The organism is Sphingomonas yabuuchiae, assembly GCF_001477495.1.
Taxonomy (GTDB): Bacteria; Pseudomonadota; Alphaproteobacteria; order Sphingomonadales; family Sphingomonadaceae; genus Sphingomonas; species Sphingomonas yabuuchiae_A.
In genome coordinates, this window is sequence record NZ_LDTF01000029.1 from 35676 (window position 1) to 57803 (window position 22128).

Below are 22128 nucleotides of genomic sequence, written 5' to 3' on the forward strand. Positions count from 1 at the left end.
GACTTTCGCTTCTAAACACGGCACATCGATCGCGCGGCGACCGATGTGCACGGAGGGGATGGAAGGCATGGCGGCGACGTCCGTCGGTGAAGCGCGCAATACCGAACGCTATCTGCAAAAGCGGGACGCCATCCTGGCGGCAGCGGCACAGGTCATCAACGAGCAATCGGCCAAGGGCATGACCTTCGCCGATGTCGCGCGGCGGGTCGGGCTGAACACCACTAGCGTCACCTATTATTTCCGTCGCAAGGAAGACCTGGCAGCGGCGGCGTTCGAGCATACGCTGGAACGGCTGCTGGAGATGCTGGCCGAGGCCGCAGAGGAGCCGACGCCGCAAGCCCGCGTCGCCCGCTATCTGTCGATCAACATGGCGCGGCTGGCGCGGATCGAACGCGGTGAGGAAACGCCCTTCGCCGTGCTCTCCGACCTGCGCGCCATGGAAGAACCGCTACGCGGCCAGTTGATGGCCGGATGGCAGAAGGTCTTCCGCGCCACCCGCAGCCTATGGGGTCCCGCGCCCAGCCGTGCGCATACCGACCTGTACGGCGCGCGTGCCCATGTGCTGCTGGAGAATACCTTCTGGCTGCCCATGTGGCTCGACCGGTACGAACCCGATCAATTTGGCCGGGTCGAGGAACGGCTGCTCGACGTGCTGACCCATGGTATCGCCGCTCCCGGATCGACCTGGAACCCCACCATGCTCGACATGGATGCGCCAGGTGCGCGCGATGGCGAGCCGGGGCGCGAGGCTTTCCTGCTGGCGGCGACGCGGCTCATCAACCAGCTCGGCTATCGCGGCGCCAGCGTGCAGCGTATCGCCTCCGAATTGAACGTCACCAAGGGCAGCTTCTACCACCATCTCGACGCCAAGGACGATCTGGTCGCGGCCTGCTATCGCCGCAGCTTCGACACGATCACCGCTGCACAGCAGTTGGCCGACGCCGCCGGGGGCAGCCAGTGGCACCGGCTGTCGAGCGCGATCGCGACCCTGCTCGACATTCAGTTCGCCGAGCGCGGGCCGCTCCTGCGCACGAGCGCGCTGTCCAGCCTGTCCGGCGAGGTGCGTGCCCAGATGGTCGACCGATCCAACCGGATCGCGCGGCGCTATGCAGGCACCATCATGGACGGGGTCGGCGAAGGGTCGATCCGCGCCGTCGATGCATTGATCGCCGCGCAGGCGCTGATGGCGATCCAGAACGCCGCCTTCGACATGCGCAAATGGGCCGGGACGATGGAGCGTCCGCACGCCATCGCGCTCTATGCCTCGACCATCCTGTACGGCATGTTCGACGACCGTTTCCTGGACTGACGCGGACAATTTGCGACAAAAGCTGAGCGAACCCGACATGATCGGGGGACAGCCGGGATGCAAAAGGGTCATCGTTCGGCAGGGACTTGCCCCTCGCCGCGAAGAGGATGCCCACCCCATGCGAAAGACCATGTTCGGCCTTTCCCCCGCCCTGCTGCTGGGCGCCACGCTGCTGACCGCGACCGCCGTTCAGGCGCAGAGCGATGCCCCGCCCCCGCCCGGCGGAGGCATGCGCTGGGGCATGCGCTGGGGCATGCGCGGCGGTCTGATGGGCGTGCAGCCCGACGCCAGCGGCAATATCACCCGCCCGGCCGCGCTGGCCGCCGCCGACCAGCGCTTCGCCGCGATGGATGCCAATCACGACGGCACCGTCACCCCCGACGAGATGCGCGCCTATCGCGAGCAACGCCGCGCCGAACACGCCGCACGCCGCCCCGGTGCCGACCGTCCCGGCCGCCCCGCGCCCCAGCCTATCACCGCCGACGCCTTTCGCGCCCGCGCCGCCGCCATGTTCGACCGGCTGGACACCAATCATGACGGCAAGGTCGATGCCGCCGAACGCGCTGCCGCGCCGCGCTGGGGTGGACGTCATGGCGGCGGGATGCAGGGCTCCAGCCAGGCTCAGCCGTCGCAATCCGACGCCGACTGAGCGGCAAAGCGGAAGGGACGGGCCATTCTCCCCCAAATTTCCTTCATGGCCCGTCCCTTTTGCGGCCCGCGCCCACCATGCTAGACCCCGAACCCATGTCCGAAACGCCGCATTTGCTGCTCGTCGATGACGAGCGTTCGATCCGCGAGCCGCTGGCCGTCTATCTGACCAAACAGGGTTTCCGCGTGACCCAGGCGGGCGATGCCGCCTCGGCGCGCACGCGGCTGGCCGCCTATGCGATCGACCTTGTCATCCTGGACATCATGATGCCCGGCGAGGACGGCCTGTCGCTTTGTCGACATATCGCGGCGACCAGCGAGGTACCGGTCATCCTGCTCACCGCCCGCGCCGAGGAAACCGATCGGATCGTCGGGCTGGAGATGGGCGCGGACGATTATGTCGTGAAGCCCTTTTCACCGCGCGAACTGGCGACCCGCGCCAAGGTCGTGCTGCGCCGGACCCAGGCGGGCGGCGCGCGTCATCATGCGCCCGACAGCGGCTCCTATGCCTTTGCGGGCTGGGTGCTGAAATCGGGCGAGCGCTCGCTGGTCGACCGCGAGGGGGTGTCGGTGATGCTGTCGACCGGCGAATACAACCTGCTGCTGGCGCTCGTCAGCCGCCCGCGCCAGGTGCTGACCCGCGACCAGCTGCTCGACCTGACCCAGGGGCGCGAGGCGGCGGCCTTCGACCGGGCGATCGACAATCAGGTCAGCCGTCTGCGCCGCAAGATCGAGGCGGACCCCAAGTCGCCCGAGATCATCAAGACCGTCTGGGGTGGCGGCTATACGCTCGCCGCCGAAGTCACCCGCCTGTGAAGCCCGGCGCCGTGACGCTGCGCTTCTGGCCGCGTCGGCTGGCGGCGCAGATGGCCGTCCTGCTCGCCATCGCGCTGTTCGTGGCACAGGCGATCAATTTCACCCTGCTCCTGCACGAACGCCGCAGCCTGATCCTGGAACAGACGTCGGGCCCCGCCATCGCCCGGCTGAACGATGCGATCGAGCGCGCCGCGAGCGGCAAGCCGCTTCCCCCCGATCGCGGGCGGGTCCGCCCCTCGACCGTCAACCCGATCCGACCGAACCTGCCCCGCGTGCCCGAAGTGGAGGCGCTCATCCGCGAGGGACTGGCCGAACTCGGGCATCCGGTCGCGCGGGTCGTGACCGGCGTCCGTCCGTTCCAGCCCGAGGATTTCGACTGGCCGCGCCGTCGTTTCGACCGACGCCGCCATCCGGCGATGGAGTTGCTGATCGCGGTCGAGCGGACGGGCGGCGGCTGGCTGGTCACGCGGTCTTTCTGGCCGAGCGACGAGATGACCCTGGTCTGGCGCCTGATCGCGCAGACGCTGATCCTGTACGGCATCATCCTGCTGCCGGTGTTGTGGATCGGGCGGCGGATTTCACGCCCCCTGCGCGACCTGACCCGGGCGGCCGAGGGATTCGACCCGCGTGCGCCGGGCGAAACCATTCCCGAACAGGGGCCGCTCGACGTGTCCAGCCTGATCGCCGCCTTCAATGCGCTGCGCCTGCGGATCGGGGCGATGCTGGAGGAAAAGGATCGGATGCTCGGCGCGATCGGGCATGACCTGCGCACGCCGCTCGCCGCGCTGCGCGTGCGCATCGAGTCGGTCGAGGACGAACAGGACCGGCTGCGCATGGCCGACACCATCGCCGAGATGAACAAGACGCTGGAGGATATCCTGTCGCTCGCCCGCATGGGACGCCCCAGCGAGGCGGAGACCGATGTCGACCTGAATGCGCTGGTCGATGCGGTGGTCGCCGACTTCCACGACCTGGGGCAGGATGTCAGCTTCGAGGAAGGCGGGCGACTGCGGCTGAAACTGCGACCGTCGCTGATGCGGCGCGCGGTGCGCAACCTGATCGAGAATGCGATCAAATATGGTCATGCCGCCGATGTCCGCATCGACGCGCAGGCCCAGCATATCGCGATCACCGTCGCCGACCGGGGGCCCGGCATCGCCGAGGATCAACTGGAAACGGTGTTCGATCCCTTCACCCGGCTGGAAACTTCACGCAATCGCGAAACCGGCGGTGTCGGCCTGGGTCTGGCGCTCGCCCGCTCGATCGTGCGCGAGGCGGGGGGCGACATTCGCCTCGCCAACCGGCCCGAAGGAGGATTGGCCGCGACGATCACCCTGCCCCGCTGATCTCCCCCTTACGGGGAGGATCAAGCGTCCCGCGCCACCCGCAGCATCGCCATCGCGGCCAGCGTCATCACCCCGGCGGCGACCGCCATCGCCCAGACGAGATTGCCCGGGAAGAAATGCCCGACCACCGCGCCCATGATCGACGACACGATCAACTGTGGCAGCACGATAAAGATGTTGAACAAGCCCATGTAAATGCCAAGCTTTTCGGCAGGCAGCGCCGCCGACAGGATGGCATAGGGCATGGTCAGGATCGACGCCCAGGCGATACCGACCAGCACCATCGATGCCATCAACCACCACGCATCGCGGATCACCAGAAACGAAGCAAAGCCGGCCGCGCCGCAGAGCAGCCCCAGGATATGCGTGTTGCGCCGTCCGATCGCCTTGGCGAGCGACGGCAGCGCAAAGGCCCAGAGTGTCGCCACCCCGCTATAGACCGCGAACAGCACGCCGACCCAGTTCGCCCCCTCGTTGAACGCGGCACTGTTCGCATCGCTGCTGTGGAACACCCGCTCAGCCACGATGGGCGTCGTGTAGATCCACATGATGAACAGCGCCGACCAGGTGAAGAACTGCACGAGCGCCAACCGCTTCATGGTTTCCGGCATCGCCGCCAGATCGGCGAGGATCTGGCTGAGCGCATTGCCGCAACGCCCGCCCCGCACCAGTGCGGCGCTGGCGATCTTGGCAAGGCCGAAGGCGATCAGCCCGCCGCCCAGCAGATAGACCGGCTTGTCCAGCCCCAGCCAGCCGACGCCCGCCACGACCAGCGCACCCGCGACGATCCAGAACGGTGCCGCGTCGATCCGGTCGCTCGGGGCCGCATCGCTTTGCGCCGCCTGTCCTTCGTCGCTTTCGGCAAAGGCGGCCAGTTGCTGCGGCGAATATTCGCGCGTGGTCAGGACCGTCCACAGCACCGCGACGAACAGCGCCACTGCGCCGATGTAAAAGCCGTAGCGCACCGACGGCGGCACCTCGCCCGGCCCCGCCACATTCGCAACATGGAACACATCGGTCAGCAGCATCGGCGCCAGCGACCCCAGCACCGCGCCAGCGCCGATGAACCCGGTCTGGAACGCATAGCCCGCCGTCCGCTGGCGGCTGGGTAACATATCGCCGACAAAGGCGCGAAACGGCTCCATCGAGATGTTGAGCGAAGCGTCGAGCAGCCACAACAGCATCGCGGCCGCCAGCAGCCCGCCTGCATTGGGCATGCCCACCAGCGCCAGCGTCGCCAGCACGGCGCCGGCCAGGAAATAGGGTCGCCGCCGCCCGAACCGGCCCCAGGTCCGATCGCTATAATGGCCGATCACCGGCTGGACGAGCAGTCCGGTCAGGGGTGCCGCGATCCACAGGAACGCCAAGTCCTTTTCCGCCGTCCCCAGCGACTGGAAGATGCGGCTGACATTCGCATTTTGCAGGGCGAAGCCGATCTGGATGCCGAAAAAGCCGAACGAGGTGTTCCACAACCCCCAAAAGCCCTGACGCGGCTTCTCCATAACCTCTCCCAAAATTCTGTTATCATTATGATTTATGGCCGAATACTGGACCCACGTACGACCAGGCTAGCCGGGAGCAGGCTGGGCGGCGGCGCCGTACCGGCAATCTCGGCGAGAAGCGCGCGGACCAGCAACCGGCCCGCGGCCGCCGCGTCCTGGACCACGGTCGTCAGCGGCGGATGCGCGAAGCTCGCCGCCGGAATATCGTCGAACCCGACCAGCGAGACGTCGGCGGGCACGCGCAAACCCGCCTCGGCCAGCACGCGCATGGCGGCCAGCGCGATCAAATCGCTCGCCGCCATGATGCCGTCAAAGGGCTTGCCCCGCGCCAGCAACTCGCGCGCGGCGCGCTCGCCTTCCTCTTCGCTGGAAATGGCACCGACCTGGAACGCGGCGTCGCACGCCAGCCCCGCTTCGGACAGGGCGTCGCAATAGCCGCGATAGCGATCGTGAAATTCGGGATAATGGTCGGTCGCATCGCCCAGAAACGCGATGCGCTTGCGCCCCTGCGCGATCAGGTGTCGCGTCGCCGCCAGCGCGCCCGCATGATTGTCGCATCCGATGGTCAGTCCCGGCTGCCCCGGCGCGACCGAACCCCAGCGCACGAAATGGGTGCCGCGCGCGACCAGCGTCTCCAACTGTTCGCGATAGGCGGCATAGTCGCCATAGCCCAGCAGGATCAGCCCATCGGCGCGGTGGCTATCCTCATAATCGGCCTGCCAGTTGCTGGTCGGGTTCTGGAACGAGACGAGCAGATCGTACCCGACCTCGGCACAGCTCTCCATGATCGAGCCCAACATGCCGAGAAAGAAGGGATTGATCAGCGTTCGACCCGGCGAGGGATCGCGGAACAGGAGGAGCGCCAGCGTCCGCGTCTGCCCGCTGCGCAGGTTCGATGCGGCGCGGTCGACCGTATAGTTCAGGGTCTTCGCGATCGCTTCGATCCGGGCACGCGTGGCCGCGCTGACCGATGGGCTTCCCCGGAGCGCACGACTGACCGTCGGCTGCGAAACGCCCGCCATTTGCGCGATGTCGAACGACGTGGGCTTACGCGGACCGGTCAAATCAATGCTTCCTCCTCTCCCCTTCGCTTACCGGCTTTCATGACGCGGGTTAAGCCGAAGTGCTGTCGTAATAATGCAACAGGCCGAACCGGCCGCATTGAATACGTATGCGGCAATATTCCTTTTCGGCGCGAACGATTTCACAGGAGGGCCAACAACCATACCCGTCCCTTGAATGAAGACGGGGTTTCCTGGAGGGGATTTCATGACGGTTCGCCCTGTGGCGCCGGCCGATGCCGCGCGCTCGTTCCTGAAGCTCGGGGTCAGCACGCTGGCCATGATCGTGGCCGCACCTGTCTTTGCGCAGAGCGTCGCGATCGTGCCCGCGCCCGCCACCAATGCCCAGACCGATACCGCCGCCCAGCAGGCACAGGCGGACTCCGAACCGGGCGATATCGTCGTCACCGGCTTCCGCGCCGCGCTGGAAAATGCCGTCGCCGAAAAGAAGAACCGCGACCTCGTCGTCGAGTCCGTGTCGGCCGAGGATATCGGCAAGCTGCCCGACGCCTCGATCGCCGAGTCCATCGCCCGCCTGCCCGGCGTCACGTCGCAGCGCGTCAATGGCCGCTCCAACGCCATCTCGATCCGCGGCTTCGCCCCCGACTTCTCGACCACATTGCTCAACGGCCGCGAGCAGACCTCGACCGGCGACAACCGCGCCGTCGAATATGACCAGTATCCGGCCGAAGTCGTCAACCAGGTCCTGATCTACAAGACCGCCAATGCCGGGCTGATCGGCCAGGGCCTGTCGGGCACGGTCGACCTGAAGACGATCCGGCCGCTCGATTACGGCAAGCGCGTGATCTCGGTCGGCGCACGCGGCACCTATGCCGATATCGGCAAGCTGAATGCGGGGTCGAAGGACTTCGGCTACCGCGCCAGCGCGACCTATGTCGACCAGTTCGCCGACGATACGATCGGCGTCGCCCTGTCGGCCAGCTATCTGAACGAACCGTACCAGATTCAGGAAGGCAATGCCTGGGGCTATGCGCAGACGACGGTGGGCGGCCAGCCGGTCGACGTCATCGGCGGCTCGAAATCCTATGTCACCTCGACCACGCTGAAGCGGCTGGGCCTGTCGGGCACGGTGCAGTGGCGGATGAGCGACACCTTCACCAGCACGCTCGACGGCTTCTATTCCGACTTCAACGACGACCAGATCAAGCGCGGGATCGAGCTGCCTCTGCAATGGGGGTCGGGCACTTCGCTGACCAACGTGGTGGTCAATAACGGCCTCGTAACCTCGGGCACGTTCAACCGGGTCGAAGGCGTCGTGCGCAACGACTCGTTCCAGCGCAAGGCCAAGCTCTATTCGTTCGGCTACAACGGCAAGTACAAGGGCGACGACGGCTGGAGCGCCTTCATCGACCTCAGCTATTCGAAGACCGATCGCGACGAGGTGACGCTGGAGACCTATAGCGGCACCGGCTATGGCCAGGGCAATGGCGCGACCGACACGATCGGCTTCACCACCGGCCGTACCGGCACGGTCTTCCAGCCCACGCTCAACTATTCCGACCCCAACCTGATCCAGCTGACGGATCCGCTGGGCTGGGGCGGCTCGACGCGGCAGGCGGGCTATTTCAACGATCGCAAGATCCGCGACGAGATCAAGCAATACCGGGTCGAGATCGAGCGCCAGGTCGAGACGCCGATCGTCAGCGCGCTGCGCTTCGGCCTGAACTATACCGATCACGCCAAGTCGCTGGCGCCCAACGAATCCTTCGTCACCCTGCCGAACGGCGCATTCATCGCACCGTTGCCGCAGCAATATCGCCAGACGCCGACCGACCTGACCTATCTGGGTCTGGGGCCGATGCTCAGCTACGATCCGCGCGCGCTGCTGGCGGGCGGGGTCATCGTGCTGACGCCGAACACCAGCCCCGACGTGCCCGCCAAGGCGTACACCACCACCGAGCATCTGATGACCGCCTATCTGCAGGCGGATTTGAAGGCGCAGCTGGGCGCGGCTGAGTTGACCGGCAATGTCGGCGTGCAGGCGGTCGGCACCGAACAGAAGTCGCGCGGGCTGATCTATAACGGCACCGGCTATACCAACATCGCGCAAGGAGCGGATTACTGGGACATCCTGCCCAGTGCGAACCTGTCGCTGCGCCTGCCCAGCGACTGGGTGTTCCGCGTCGCCGCCGCGCGCCAGATGATGCGGCCGCGCTTCGACGACATGCGCGTCGCCCTGTCCTATGGCTTTGATGCGCAGCAGGGCCTGATCTCCGGCAATGGCGGCAACCCCTATCTGCGCCCGATCCGGTCGAACTCGTTCGACGTCACCGTCGAGAAGTATTTCGGCACGCGCGGCTATCTGGCGGCGCAGGGCTTCTACAAGGATCTCAAAAGCTTCGTTTACAATCTTGAGCAGCCCTACGATTATACCGGGCTGCCTTTGCCCGCCTCGCTGCCCGCCGGTATCCCGACACAGGGGCGCATAACCCGGCCGATCAACGGCACCGGCGGCAAGATTTACGGCGTCGAGCTGGCGGGTACGCTGCCGTTGGGTCAGCTGGTCGGCTTCCTCGACGGCTTCGGCCTGACGGGCGGTGGGTCCTACACCAAGACCGAGATCACCCCGACGCCCGGTGGCGAGCCCGAGGATATCCCCGGCTATTCCCGCTGGGTGGCCAACGGCACCGCCTTCTTCGAGAAGTGGGGCCTGAACATTCGCGGCTCGGTCCGTTACCGTTCGACCTTCGTGGGAGAGCTGTCGGGCTTCGGCGCAAACCGTGTCCGGCGCCGCGCGATCGACGAGACCATCGTCGACGGCCAGATCGGCTATGACTTCCAGGAGGGCACGTTCAAGGGGCTGTCGATCTTCGTGCAGGGCCAGAACCTGACCGATACCCCGTTCGTCACCACCAATGCCGGTCGCCGCGACGAGGTGATCGACTATCAGAGCTATGGCCGCCGGTTCCTGGCTGGGTTTACCTATCGCTTCTGATGCCCCTACCCCCGCGCCGATCTGACCATCGGCGCGGGTTTCGTGAGACGCCGCATGGACGCCGCCCCTTCCGCAGACCATATCGCTCAACGGATCGTGATCGTCGGCGGCGGCACGGCCGGTTGGATGGCGGCAGCGGCCCTCGCCCGGTTCGCACCCGCTTCCACCCGCATCACCCTGATCGAATCCGACGCGATCGGAACGGTCGGCGTGGGTGAGGCGACCATTCCCGGTATCCGCCTGTTCAACCAGATGCTGGGGTTGGACGAGGCCGAGTTTCTGCGCTCAACGAACGGGTCCTTCAAGCTGGGCATCCGGTTCGAGGGTTGGTCCGGCGAAGGCAGCAGCTATCTCCACGCATTCGGCAGCATCGGGCGCGGCCTAGGGCTGGTGCCGTTCCACCATTACTGGCTGCGCAGTGGCGGGGCGGCGAACCCGGCCTCGCTCTGGGGGCATAGCCCAAGCGCACAAGCCGCGATGGCGGGCCGCTTCGCCCCCGATCCCGGCCGCCCCGACCTGCCGAGCGGTCTGGCCTGGGCCTATCATTTCGATGCCAGCCTCTATGCTACGCTGCTCCGCCGCCATGCCGAGACGGCGGGCGTGGTGCGGGTAGAGGGGTGCATCGCCTCGGTAGCGCGCGACGCGGGCGGGCGGATCGATCACGTCGTGCTCGATGGCGGCGAGGTCCATGCGGGCGACCTGTTCATCGACTGCACGGGTTTTCGCGCGCTGCTGATCGGCGAAACGCTGGCCGAGCCTTTCGACGACTGGTCCGAGCTGCTCCCCTGCGACCGCGCTCTGGCAGTGGCGGGCGAGCGCGCCGCCCCCTTGCCCCCCTATACCCGTGCGATTGCGCATGGTGCCGGGTGGCGCTGGCGCATTCCGCTCCAGCACCGCACCGGCAATGGCCTGGTCTATGACAACCGCCATCTCTCGGACGACGAGGCCACCGATCGCCTGCTGTCCGCGCTGAACGGAGAGGCGATGTGCGAGCCGCGCCAGTTGCGCTTCACCACCGGACGGCGTGGCCGCGCCTGGGTCGGCAATTGCGTCGCGCTGGGACTTGCGGCCGGATTTCTGGAACCACTGGAGTCGACCAGCATCCATCTGATCCAGTCGGGCATCGCGCGACTGCTCGACTATTGGCCCGGCCAGACGCCCCAGCCGATCGAGGTGGACGCCTATAACCGCGAGACGGCGGCCGAATGGCTGGCGATCCGCGATTTCCTGATCCTGCATTACCATGCCAATGCGCGGCCCGAGCCCTTCTGGGCCGAACGCCGCGCAGTGCCCCTGCCCGACAGCCTCGCCGCCCGGATCGCGCTGTTCCGTGCGAACGGCCGGTTCCGTCGTGAGGACGAGGAGCTGTTCGCCGAGCCCGCCTGGGTACAGGTGATGATCGGACAGGGCATCGTCCCGGCCGGGCACCATGCGCTTGCCGACACGCTGTCGGCGGACGAGCTTGACGATTTCCTCAGCCTCACCCGGCGTCACGCCGCGCAGGTGGCCGCCCGGCTGCCGACGCACGACGCCTTCCTCGCCGCGCATTGCGCCGCCCCTGCCCCAAAGGTTTTCGCATGAAAAAGCTGCTGCTCGCGCTCCTCGCGACCGCCACGCCGCTCGCCGCACAGGATTACCGCCAGCGCCTGCCGCAGGACGAGGTGATCTATTTCGTCCTGCCCGACCGGTTCGACAATGGCGACACCGCCAATGATCGCGGAGGCCTGAAGGGCGGCCCGCTGACCACCGGCTTCGACCCGACGCATAAAGGCTTCTATCATGGCGGTGACCTGAAGGGCCTGACCAAACGGCTCGACTATATCCAGGGGCTGGGCGCGACCGCGATCTGGCTGGGGCCGATCTTCAAGAACAAGGCCGTGCAGGGCGCCAAGGGGCGGGAGAGCGCGGGCTATCACGGATACTGGATCACCGACTTCACGACGGTCGATCCGCATCTGGGCAGCGAGGCCGATCTGCGCGCCTTCATCGCGGCGGCGCATGGCCGGGGGATGAAGGTCTATATGGACATCATCGTCAACCATACGGCGGACGTGATCCAGTATCGCGAATGCGCCGAAGGCTCGCCCTGCCCGTATCGCGACCGCGCGACCTACCCCTATCAGCGGCGCGGTGGCGTGAAGGGCAAGGCCATCAATCCGGGCTTTCTGGGCGACGATGTACAGACAGCGGCCAATTTCGCGAAGCTGACCGACCCGAACTACGCCTATACTCCGTATGTGCCCGCAGCCGAGAAGAACGCCAAGACCCCGGCCTGGCTCAATGACCCGATCTACTACCACAATCGCGGCAATACGAGCTTCGAGGACGAAAGCTCGACCACCGGCGATTTCTCCGGTCTGGACGACCTCTACACCGAGAATCCGCGAGTCATTGCGGGCATGATCGACATCTACGGCAGCTGGATCGACCGGTTCGGGATCGACGGCTTCCGCATCGACACCGCCAAGCATGTGAACCCGGAGTTCTGGCGCCGCTTCGTCCCCGCCATGCTGGACCGCGCGAAAGCCAAGGGCATTCCGAACTTTCATATCTTCGGCGAGGTGACGGCGGGGATGGACCCGGGCTATCTCGCACGCTGGACCAAGATCGCCGACTATCCGGCGGTCCTCGACTTTGCGTTCATGAACGCGGTGATCCAGACGGTCGCCGAGAACAAGCCGACGCGTGTTCTCTCCAACCTGTTCGAGGGCGATGTGCTCTATGCGAAGGGCGAGGCGACGGCGGACATCTTGCCGACCTTCCTCGGCAATCACGATCACGGCCGCTTCGCGCGTGATGTCCGGGCCGCCAACCCCAATGCCTCGGACGAGGAAATCCTGAAGCGGGTCGAACTCGGCCATGCGATGCTGCTGACGCTGCGCGGCGTACCGACCATCTATTCGGGTGACGAACAGGGGTTCGCAGGCGACGGCAACGACCAGGACGCGCGCGAGGACATGTTCGCCAGCCAGGTCGCCAGCTACAATGACAACAGGCTGGTCGGCACGACGAAGACGACCGCGACCGACAGCTTCGTGCCCCGCCACCCGCTCTATCGCGAGATCGCGACGCTCGCCCGGCTGCGCACCGCCAATCCGGCGCTGACACGGGGACGGCAGGTGATCCGCGCACGCGGCGAAGCGCCGGGCCTGTTCGCGGTGTCCCGCTTCGATCCGACCACGGGCCGCGAATATGTGATCGCGTTCAACACCTCGGCCCGGCCTATCGTCCAGGCTGTGCAGGTTGAAACGGCGTCGCAACGTTTCGCGACCATGGCCGGCACCTGTGCCCCGAGCGCCGCCGCACCGGGGAGCCTGATGTTGGAATTGCCCGCCTTCGGTTATGCCGTCTGCGCGGCGGAGAGCCGTTGATGACCGAGACTTACTCCAATCCCCTGCGCCCCTGGTGGAAGGGTGCGGTAATCTATCAAATCTACCCGCGCAGCTTCGCCGACAGCAATGGCGACGGCATCGGAGACCTGCCCGGCATCACCGCGCGGCTGGACCATGTCGCCAGCCTGGGCGTCGATGCGATCTGGCTCTCGCCCTTCTTCACCTCGCCGATGAAGGATTTCGGCTATGACGTGGCGGATTATCGCGACGTCGACCCGATCTTCGGGACGCTGAAGGATTTCGACGCGCTGGTCGCCCGTGCGCACGAACTGGGGCTGAAGGTCGTCATCGACCAAGTGTACAGCCATACCTCGGACGAGCATCCCTGGTTCACCGAAAGCCGCTCCAGCCGCACCAATGCACGCGCCGACTGGTATGTCTGGGCCGATGCCAAGCCCGACGGCTCGCCGCCGTCCAACTGGCAGTCGGTGTTCGGCGGGCCCGCCTGGACCTGGGACGCGCGACGTGGACAATATTATCTGCACAATTTCCTGAAGGAACAGCCGCAGCTTCACGTCCATCACCCCGACGTGCAGGCCGAATTGCTGGCGACCGCGCGCTTCTGGCTGGACCGGGGCGTCGACGGCTTCCGGCTGGATGCGATCAACTTCATGATGCACGAGCCGACGATGCGCGATAACCCGCCCGCACCGGATACGGGCAAGACGCGCACCCGGCCGTTCGACTTCCAGTTGAAGCTCTACAACCAGAGCCATGCCGATATCGTCCCCTTTCTGGAGCGGATCCGCGCCACGCTGGACGAGTATGGCGACCGCTTCACTGTGGCCGAGGTCGGTGGCGACGAGGCGGATCGCGAGATGAAGCTGTTCACCGCTGGTGACCACCGGCTGAACACCGCTTACGGCTTCGACTTTCTCTATGCCCACCGGCTGACCCCGCGCATCGTCGCCGAGGCGGTGGCGAAATGGCCTGCCGAGCCGGGCATGGGCTGGCCAAGCTGGGCGTTCGAGAACCACGACGCGCCGCGTGCCGTCTCGCGCTGGGCAACGCCGGAGCATCGCGAGCCTTTCGCGCGGATGAAGATGCTGTTGCTGCTCAGCTTGCGCGGCAACGCCTTTCTCTATCAGGGCGAGGAACTGGGCCTGACCCAGGTCGATGTCCCCTTCGAGCGGCTGGTCGACCCCGAGGCCATTGCCAACTGGCCGCTGACCCTGTCGCGCGACGGGGTGCGCACGCCGATGCCGTGGAGCAGCAATGCCATCAACGGCGGCTTCTCGGATGCCGAGCCGTGGTTGCCGACCGGGCCGGATCATGCCGCGCTGGCGGTCAATCGCCAGGACGGCGACCCCGACTCGCTGCTCAACCTGACACGCCGCCTGATCCGCCTGCGCGCCGAGACGCCGGCACTGGCGGTCGGCGACCTGACGCTGCTCCATGCCGACGACCAGCTGCTCGCCTTCGAGCGGTGCGAGGGCGACCAGCGCCTACTCTGCCTGTTCAATCTGGGCGACACGCCCGTGACCCTGCCCCCTGCCCTGCCGCGTGGGCAGCGGGTGCTGGTCCAGATCAATAGCGCCACCGACGAACGCCTGGGCGCGTTCGGGGCGGCGATCCGGGAGATGACTGCATGAAGACGACCATTGCCATCGGGCTCGGCCTGATCGCCAGCGCCGCCTCGGCCCAGAACGGCCCCGCCGATCCGGCGGTCAACGAGACGTTCAAATTCGCCAGGCCCGCAGGGCAACCCGACGCGGTGGAAAGCTCGCCCGACGGCAAGATCACCGTGCAGGTCTCGACCGACAATGACGGCCGCGCCGTCTATATGATCGCGCGGAACGGCAAGGCGATCGTCGCACCATCGCGCCTGGGCATGATGTTCACCGACGCGCCCAAGATCGAGCGCGGGATGAAGATCGAGTCCGTGTCGCACGCCAAGTCCGACACCAGCTGGACCCAGCCCTGGGGCGAGTGGCGCACCATCCGCGACAATCACCGCGAGATGCGCGTCCGCCTGATGGAATCGAGCGCGCTTCATCGCCGCTATGACGTGGTGTTCCGGGTGCAGGACGACGGCGTCGGCTTTCGCTACGAATTTCCCGAGCAGCAGGCGCTTCCCCATGCGAACATCGCCGAGGAACTGACCGAGTTCAACATCGCGCAAAACGGGACCGCGTGGTGGAAGCCGGCCTTCCTCTGGAACCGCGAGGAATATCTCTACAACCGCACGGCCATCGGCGCGGTCGGTACGGCGGCGACGCCGATCACCATGAAGCTGGACGACGGCACCCATATCGCCATTCATGAGGCGGCTTTGGTCGACTATGCCAGCATGGGGCTGATGAAGACCGAGGGGAATGGGTTCAAGGCGGCCCTCACCCCCGGCTCGGGCGCGCCCAAGGTCGTGAAGACGGGCGCGTGGACGACGCCATGGCGCACCTTCCTGATCGCCCCCGATGCGGGCGGGCTCTATATGAGCCACCTGATGCTCAACCTGAACGAGCCCAACAAACTGGGTGACGTATCCTGGGTGAAGCCGGGCAAGTTCGTCGGCGTCTGGTGGAAGATGATCAAGGGCGAATGGAGCTGGGCGCGCGGGCCGCGCCACGGTGCGACCACCGCGAACGTAAAGACCTATATCGACTTCGCCGCGAAGTACGGCATCCCCGGCGTGCTGGTCGAGGGGTGGAATATCGGCTGGGATGGCGACTGGGCGGGCAATGGCTCGGCGATGCAGTTCGCGACTCCGGCGGAGGATTTCGACGCCGACGCGCTGGCGAAGTACGCCAAGGCCAAGGGCGTCTCGCTGATCGGCCATCACGAGACCGGCGGCGCGGTCAGCCATTATGAGAGCCAGTTCGACCCCGCCTTCAAATTCGCCGCCGATCACTGCGAGCATGTGGTCAAGACGGGTTACGTCGCCGATGCCGGGCAGATCGAGCGGGTCAATGCGGACGGCTCGGTCGCCCGCGAGTGGCATGAGGGCCAGTGGATGGTGAACCACCATCTGCGGGTGCTGGAGGCCGCCGCCAAGTACAAGGTGTCGATCGACAGCCATGAGCCGGTGAAGGACACCGGCCTGCGCCGGACCTATCCCAACTGGCTGGCGCGCGAGGGCTCGCGCGGGATGGAATACAACGCCTGGCCGGGCAAGAACCCGCCCGAGCATGAGGTCAACTTGGCCTTCACCCGGATGCTCGAAGGCCCGATGGACTTCACGCCGGGCGTGCTCAGCCTGACCGGCAGCGACAACAGCCCGATCCAGTCGACCATCGCCAAGCAGTTGGCACTGTACGTGGTGCTCTATTCGCCGGTGCAGATGGCAGCCGATACGCCGGAAAATTATGCGAAATACCCGCAAGCCTTCCGCTTCATCGCGGACGTGCCGGTGGATTGGGAAGACAGCCGCGTCCTGAACGGCGAGGTCGGCGATTACGTCACCTTCGCGCGGCGGGATCGCAAGTCTCGCGACTGGTATATCGGCTCGATCACCGACGAGAATGCGCGCGAGTTGACCGTGCCGCTCGATTTCCTCGATCCGGGCAAGACCTATGAGGCACAGGTCTACAAGGACGGCCCCGGCGCGACCTATGCCACAGAGGCGCGGCATTCGATCGCGTTCGAGACCAAGCGGGTGAAGAAGGGTGATACGCTCACCCTGTCGCTCGCCCCGGGTGGGGGCCAGGCGATCCGGTTGAAGGCGCGTTAAAACTTATTCCTCCCCCATAGGGGGAGGGGGACCATGCGTAGCATGGTGGAGGGGTATCGCCGGTGGCGAGGTTGGTTTGCCCTCGCCGATCGGGACACCCCTCCGTCAGGGCTTCGCCCTGCCACCTCCCCTTGCAGGGGAGGAATTTTACTTCGTCGGGAAACCGCGTTGCTTGAGCAGCGCGTTCACATCCGGGTCGCGACCGCGGAACGCACGATACGCCTCGGCGCGGTCGGTCTCGTTCCCCGTCGACAACAGGATGCGCGCGAAGCGATCCGCCGTCGCCTTGTCCCACGGGCTCCCCGCTTCCTCGAACGCCGCGAAGGTGTCGGCGTCCATCGTCTCCGACCAGAGATAGCTGTAATAGCCCGCCGAATAGCTGTCCGACGAGAAGAGGTGATTGAACTGCGGCAGGCGGTGCCGCATCACCAGTTCCTTCGGCATGCCGATCTCCTTCAGCGTCGCCGCCTCGAACGCCGCCGGATCAACGATCCCGTCGGGGATGGTGTGCAGCTTCATGTCGACGATCGCCGAGGACAGATACTCGGTCGTCGCGAAACCCTGGTTGAAGGTCTCCGACGCCTTGATCTTGTCGAGCAGCGCTTGGGGCATGGGCTGGCCGGTCTTGTAGTGGTGGGCATATTTGTCCAGCACGTCGCGGGTCAGCAGCCAATGCTCGTTCACCTGGCTGGGATATTCCACGAAGTCGCGCGGTGTGCCCGCCAGTCCCGGATAGGTAACGTTCTGGAGCATCGCGTGGATCGCGTGGCCGAATTCGTGGAACAGCGTCTCGGCATCGTCCAGGCTGATGAGGACCGGCTCGCCCTTCGCGCCCTTGGCGAAGTTGTTGTTGTTCGACGACAGGACATTCTGCACCGGCGGCAGGTTGCGCTGGCCGCGATAGGTATTGGCCCAGGCACCCGAACGCTTGCCGGTCCGCGCGAAATCGTCGCGGTAGAACAGGCCGACTTCCTTGCCGTTGCGGGTCACATGCCAGACGCGCATGTTCGGCTCGAACACCGGGACCGTGCCGGTGATTTCCTTGAACTCCAGCCCGTAAAGCCGGTTCGCCGCATAGAGCGAACCCTGGATGATGTTGTTCAGCTCGAAATAGGGCTTCAGCTCGGCCTGATCGAGGTCGTAGCGGCTCTTGCGCACTTTCTCCTGATAGTAGCGATAGTCCCAGGGCTCGATCGTGATCTTCGCGCCTTCCTTGTCGGCGATGGCCTGCATGTCGCGGACCTCCTCGGCGACGCGCGCCTTGGCGGCGGGCCAGACGCGCATCATCAGGTCCATCGCGGCGGCCGGGGTCTTGGCCATCGTGTCCTGCATCCGCCAATCGGCATGGGTCTTGAAGCCCAGCAGATGCGCGCGGTTGGCCCGCAGGCGGACGATGCGGGCGATGGTCGCCTTGGTGTCGTTGATGTCGCCATTGTCGCCGCGCTTGGTGAAGGCGCGCCAGACCTGCTCGCGCAGCGCCCGGTCGGTGCCGAAGGTCAACACCGGATCGACCGCCGAGCGGGTGTTGACGATCGCCCAGCCCTGCTGCCCGCGTTCGGCGGCGGCCGCTTTCGCCACCGCCTTCACGCTGTCGGGCAGGCCCGCCAGCCGTGCTTCGTCGGTGACGATTATCGCGGTGCCTTCATCGGCCAGCAGCCGTTGCGAAAACTCGCTGAAGTTGATCGCGAGATTCTGGTTGAAGGCGGACAGTTCCTCCTTCTGCGCCGGGGTCAGTTTCGCCCCCTGCCGCACGAAGCTGTCATAGGTGCGCGTGACCAGACGCTTCTGCTGCGCGTCCAGACCGGACGTGTCGCGCGCCTTGTAGATCGTCTCGATCCGGGCGAACAGCTTGGGGTTGAAGGTGATCTCGTCCGACGCCTTGGACAGTTTGGGCGACCATTCGCGGTCGAGCGCCTGATAGGCGGGGGTGTTCATATTGCCCGTCATCACCCCGAACAGCGTCATCACGCGGTTCAGCGTCTGCCCGGCATTCTGCATCGGCACGAAGGTGTTGGCGAAGGTCGGCTTAGCCGGGTCGTTGGCGATCCGGTCATAGTCGCGCTTGCGCTCGGCGAGCGCGGCCTCGAAGGCCGCCGGGAACAGTTCGGGCTTCACCTTGTCCCAAGGCGGTACCCCGCCATAGGGGCCGGTCCACGGCGCGATCAGGGGATTCGCGGCGGGCGCCTGTACGGCTTGGGGCGGAGACGCCATGGCGGACGTGCTCAACAAAGCCGCCAAAGCGGCGGCGAGGGATAGATGACGCAATGTGAACTCCCGGTCATGAAACGCGCGTCATCACCATAAGCCCGCGATTCAATGGGTAAAGCCTTGTGACCTACTCCGTGCCGCCCTACTCCGTGCCGCCCTGCGTCTCCGCCAACCGGGCCGCCGCCATCAGCCCCTCCCCGGTGGCACGCGCCGCGGCGGGCGTCATCGCCACCGCCACGCCATTGGGCCCGTCGAGCATGACGATCCCGCACTCGGCGGTCGCCACGCCCGCATCGTGATGGACGCCATGATAGGGGCTGCCCGGATCGTCGAGCGGGGTCATGCGCCCGGCTTGTCCAGGGTCGGGCCGCCACCATAGAGATAGCCGGGATCGAAATCGGCGAGCGCCGCCAGCATGTCGAGGTCGAGGATATGCGCCTCCCCACTGCGGAAGGTCATGAGGCCCCGCTCGCGCAGCGAACGAAGCACGCGGTTGAGGTGCACCGGGGTGATCCCCGCTGCCTCGGCCAGATCAATCTGGGTCACCGGGAAGCGGAACACGCCGTCGCGAACCAGATCGACCATGGCGAGGCGCGCGTGCAGCTCGCAGAACAGATGCGCGACGCGGCCATCGGCCTCCAGCCGACCCAGCCGGAACACCCATTCCCGGTGCATCGCCGCGTCGAGCAGCGTCGAGAACCATAACAACCGGGTCAGCCGGGGATAGCCCGCGACGATCCGTTCCAGCCGATCGTGCCCCGCCAGCGCGACCCGTACAGGGGTCAGCGTGGCGACGTCGTGATCCAGGTGGCGCATGGCAAAGCCGTGCAGATCGACGAAATCGCCGGGGACATGAAAGGCGACGATCTGGCGGTTTCCCTGTCGGTCGTCCATATATCGACACATCACGCCTTCCAGCAGCAAACTGCTGTACCGCACCCGTTCGTCCCGGCGGATGACGATGGTGCGGGCGGGAATGGTACGAACCTCGTCGATGCTGTCCTCCAGCATCGCGACATCCTCCGCCGTCATGGTGTCGCGGCCCCGCCCCTTGAGGAACAACTCCGTCAGCGGCGGCCCGTCATCGGCCCGCCTTTGCTCCCGTCGCGTATCGATTGCGGAAACCGACATGACCTGTCCCTCGCCCAGCGTTTGGAGAGGAAATCCCCCGCATGGGCAAAGTGTTCCGCAAGCGACATGATCGCGGCGTCAATCGCCGATCGGCTTACCCGCCGCCTGCACCGGATCACCGCCATGCGACAGATCCTGCGGCGCCTTGCGGTTGCTGCGGACCGACGCCCAGAAAGCCAGACCGATCAGCGTCGCGCCGATCAGGCCGGTGATCGTCTCCGGGATGTGGAATCGCACCGACAGCAGCATGATCGTCGCCAGCGCCACGATGGCGTAGAAGGCACCATGCTCCAGATAGCGATATTGCGCGAGCGTGCCGTGATCGACCAGCATGATCGTCATCGAACGGACAAACATCGCCCCGATGCCCAGCCCCAGCGCGATGATGAACAGGTTGTTCGACAGCGCGAACGCACCGATCACCCCGTCGAACGAGAAGCTGGCGTCCAGCACTTCCAGATACAGGAATGCGGCGAAGCCCGACCGTGCCGCCGCCCCCGTCGCCGCATCGCCGTCGCTGCCCAACAGCACGCCGATGGCGTGGACCGCGATATAGGTCAGCAGGCCGAAAATGCCCGAGGTGATGAAGGTCATTGCGTCATCGGCCGGGATGAACCGCGAAATGGCGTATAGCGCCAGCAGGACAATGCCGGTCGCCAGCCCCGAAATGTCCCGGAGCGCGGCCAATGGGCGTTCGATCACGGGCAGCCAATGCTCCTCCTTCTCGTCGTCGAGGAAGAAGTTCAGGCCGACCATGGCCAGGAAGCTGCCGCCGAAACCGGAAATACCGACATGGGCGGAGGTGATGATCTGCTCATAACGCACCGGATCGCCCGCCGCGAGTTTCACCGCCTCGATCGGTCCCAGATGCGCGGCGATGGCGACGATGGCGAGCGGGAAGACGATACGCATCCCGAACACGGCGATGATGATGCCCCAGGTGAGGAAACGGTGGCGCCATTTGTCGTCCATGTCGCGCAGCACGGTCGCATTGACGACGGCATTGTCGAAGGACAGCGACACTTCCAGCACGCCGAGGACCAGCACGATCCACAGGACGCCCAGCGTGCCGGGGACCGTCCCCGTGCTCTGAAAGCCCAGCCAGGCGGCGATGGCCAGGCAGAGCAATGTGAACAGAAGCGATCCCTTATAGTATTTCAAAAACAACTGCTGGTCCCCCGTCCCTGTCCGATTTGACGCATGGCGCTCCGACGATCGGGTCTAAAGTCCGGCTCGTCGGATTTGTTCAATCGGGCTCAGGCCCTATCGCGTCGAAGAGGCGGCGGGACAAGTCGGGATCAGGCCGCCCAGGGCGCGGGCATCAGATACGGGCGTCGTTGCCGATCAGCTGTTCGGAGATACACGTCGCGGTCGCGCGCAGCGCCGCCAGCGCCTGGTCGACGTCCACCGTCGCATCGGTGATGCGGATAAAGGGCACGGTCAGCACGGCGACGGCGCGACCCCCGCGCATGATCGGCACGGCGAGTTCGACCATGCCGGGCAATTCTGCGCTGTCCATCTGCGCATAACCCTGTGCCCGAAACCGCTCGACGGTAACGAGCAGGCATTCACGGCGCTGGTCCGACAGCGGCGGATCGAACAGGCTGTCCCATTCGGCCCGGGTCTGATCCGGCTGAAAGGCATATAGCACCTGCCCCGACGCGGTTTCATGGATCGGGCGGCGATAGCCGACACGCACCGAAAAGCCGACCGAGGTGTTGGCCTCCATCCGCGCGATGACCGAGGATGCCCCACCGGAGGGAATGGCGAGATAGCAGGACTGGCCGATCCGGTCGGAGAGCATCCGCATTTCGGGCAGCGCCTGCTCCATCAGACTGCGCACCGGCGGACGCTTCAACCCCAGATGGAACAGACGCGAGGTCATGACATAGCCGTCCGACCCCTGCGAGACATAGCCGCGATGTTCCAGCACCTGGATCATCCGGAACAGCTCGCCGGTCGACCGCCCGAGACGGTTGACGATCGCGCTCATCGTCAAGGGAAGGTCCTCGGCGGCCAGCAGCTCCAAGATGTCGAGCCCTTTTTCCAACGCCGGAGCGCGGTAGAGCCGCTTATCGTCCAAAACGGCTGG

Annotated in this window: 16 protein-coding genes; 9 read left to right on the top strand and 7 right to left on the bottom strand. The window is 65.9% G+C overall.

Annotation, left to right across the window (positions count from 1 at the left end; translation table 11 throughout):
- Positions 1–67 precede the first annotated feature (67 nt).
- The 4 genes from NS355_RS07305 to NS355_RS07320 all read left to right on the top strand — a co-directional run bounded on the left by NS355_RS07305 (position 68) and on the right by NS355_RS07320 (position 4119).
- Positions 68–1309 (top strand): TetR/AcrR family transcriptional regulator, encoded by a 1242-nt coding sequence (locus NS355_RS07305; RefSeq protein WP_058745132.1) that lies wholly within the window; start codon positions 68–70, stop codon positions 1307–1309.
- 118 nt (positions 1310–1427) lie between these two features.
- The gene (locus NS355_RS07310; protein WP_058745095.1) at positions 1428–1958 is read left to right on the top strand and encodes a hypothetical protein; all 531 of its coding nucleotides are present in this window, start codon (positions 1428–1430) and stop codon (positions 1956–1958) included.
- A gap of 95 nt (positions 1959–2053) precedes the next feature.
- Positions 2054–2773 carry a response regulator gene (locus NS355_RS07315; RefSeq protein WP_056438153.1) on the top strand — a complete coding sequence of 240 codons (720 nt, stop codon included), beginning with the start codon at positions 2054–2056 and terminating at the stop codon, positions 2771–2773.
- A 50-nt stretch (positions 2774–2823) separates the two neighbouring features.
- The gene (locus tag NS355_RS07320; protein WP_084787669.1) at positions 2824–4119 is read left to right on the top strand and encodes a sensor histidine kinase; all 1296 of its coding nucleotides are present in this window, start codon (positions 2824–2826) and stop codon (positions 4117–4119) included.
- Positions 4120–4139: 20 nt separating this feature from the next.
- Here NS355_RS07320 and NS355_RS07325 read toward each other — a convergent pair whose 3' ends face one another.
- Both NS355_RS07325 and NS355_RS07330 read right to left on the bottom strand, forming a co-directional pair.
- Positions 4140–5621 carry an MFS transporter gene (locus NS355_RS07325; RefSeq protein WP_058745096.1) on the bottom strand — a complete coding sequence of 494 codons (1482 nt, stop codon included), beginning with the start codon at positions 5619–5621 and terminating at the stop codon, positions 4140–4142.
- 32 nt (positions 5622–5653) lie between these two features.
- Positions 5654–6685 (bottom strand): LacI family DNA-binding transcriptional regulator, encoded by a 1032-nt coding sequence (locus tag NS355_RS07330; protein WP_153008104.1) that lies wholly within the window; start codon positions 6683–6685, stop codon positions 5654–5656.
- Between the two features lie 205 nt (positions 6686–6890).
- On the opposite strand from NS355_RS07330, the gene NS355_RS07335 reads away from it, so the two are divergent.
- Genes NS355_RS07335 through NS355_RS07355 form a run of 5 tightly spaced genes read left to right on the top strand, consistent with a single transcriptional unit; the run spans position 6891 to position 16697 of the window.
- Positions 6891–9638 (top strand): TonB-dependent receptor, encoded by a 2748-nt coding sequence (locus NS355_RS07335; protein ID WP_058745097.1) that lies wholly within the window; start codon positions 6891–6893, stop codon positions 9636–9638.
- 54 nt (positions 9639–9692) lie between these two features.
- On the top strand, positions 9693–11219 hold the full coding sequence (locus NS355_RS07340; RefSeq protein WP_058745098.1) for a tryptophan halogenase family protein: 1527 nt from the start codon (positions 9693–9695) through the stop codon (positions 11217–11219).
- Complete coding sequence (locus NS355_RS07345) at positions 11216–13009, top strand: alpha-amylase family glycosyl hydrolase (protein WP_058745099.1); 1794 nt, start codon at positions 11216–11218, stop codon at positions 13007–13009. Before NS355_RS07340 ends, NS355_RS07345 begins: the two co-directional genes overlap by 4 nt.
- Positions 13009–14622 (top strand): alpha-glucosidase, encoded by a 1614-nt coding sequence (locus tag NS355_RS07350; RefSeq protein ID WP_058745100.1) that lies wholly within the window; start codon positions 13009–13011, stop codon positions 14620–14622. The genes NS355_RS07345 and NS355_RS07350 overlap by 1 nt, the downstream gene beginning before the upstream one ends.
- On the top strand, positions 14619–16697 hold the full coding sequence (locus NS355_RS07355) for a glycoside hydrolase family 97 protein (RefSeq protein WP_058745101.1): 2079 nt from the start codon (positions 14619–14621) through the stop codon (positions 16695–16697). The genes NS355_RS07350 and NS355_RS07355 overlap by 4 nt, the downstream gene beginning before the upstream one ends.
- Before the next feature lie 147 nt (positions 16698–16844).
- Here NS355_RS07355 and NS355_RS07360 read toward each other — a convergent pair whose 3' ends face one another.
- The 5 genes from NS355_RS07360 to NS355_RS07380 all read right to left on the bottom strand — a co-directional run bounded on the left by NS355_RS07360 (position 16845) and on the right by NS355_RS07380 (position 22119).
- Positions 16845–18908, bottom strand: a complete 2064-nt coding sequence (locus tag NS355_RS07360; protein ID WP_244489588.1) for a M3 family metallopeptidase — start codon at positions 18906–18908, stop codon at positions 16845–16847.
- Between the two features lie 139 nt (positions 18909–19047).
- Positions 19048–19248 carry a hypothetical protein gene (locus NS355_RS07365; protein WP_058745103.1) on the bottom strand — a complete coding sequence of 67 codons (201 nt, stop codon included), beginning with the start codon at positions 19246–19248 and terminating at the stop codon, positions 19048–19050.
- A complete protein-coding gene (locus tag NS355_RS07370; RefSeq protein WP_084787661.1) occupies positions 19245–20036 on the bottom strand; it encodes a Crp/Fnr family transcriptional regulator in 792 nt (263 codons plus the stop codon). Before NS355_RS07370 ends, NS355_RS07365 begins: the two co-directional genes overlap by 4 nt.
- A gap of 78 nt (positions 20037–20114) precedes the next feature.
- The gene (locus NS355_RS07375; RefSeq protein WP_084787663.1) at positions 20115–21203 is read right to left on the bottom strand and encodes a DUF475 domain-containing protein; all 1089 of its coding nucleotides are present in this window, start codon (positions 21201–21203) and stop codon (positions 20115–20117) included.
- 154 nt (positions 21204–21357) lie between these two features.
- Positions 21358–22119: an IclR family transcriptional regulator gene (locus tag NS355_RS07380; RefSeq protein WP_084787664.1), complete on the bottom strand. Its 762-nt coding sequence runs from the start codon at positions 22117–22119 to the stop codon at positions 21358–21360.
- Between the last annotated feature and the right edge of the window lie 9 nt (positions 22120–22128).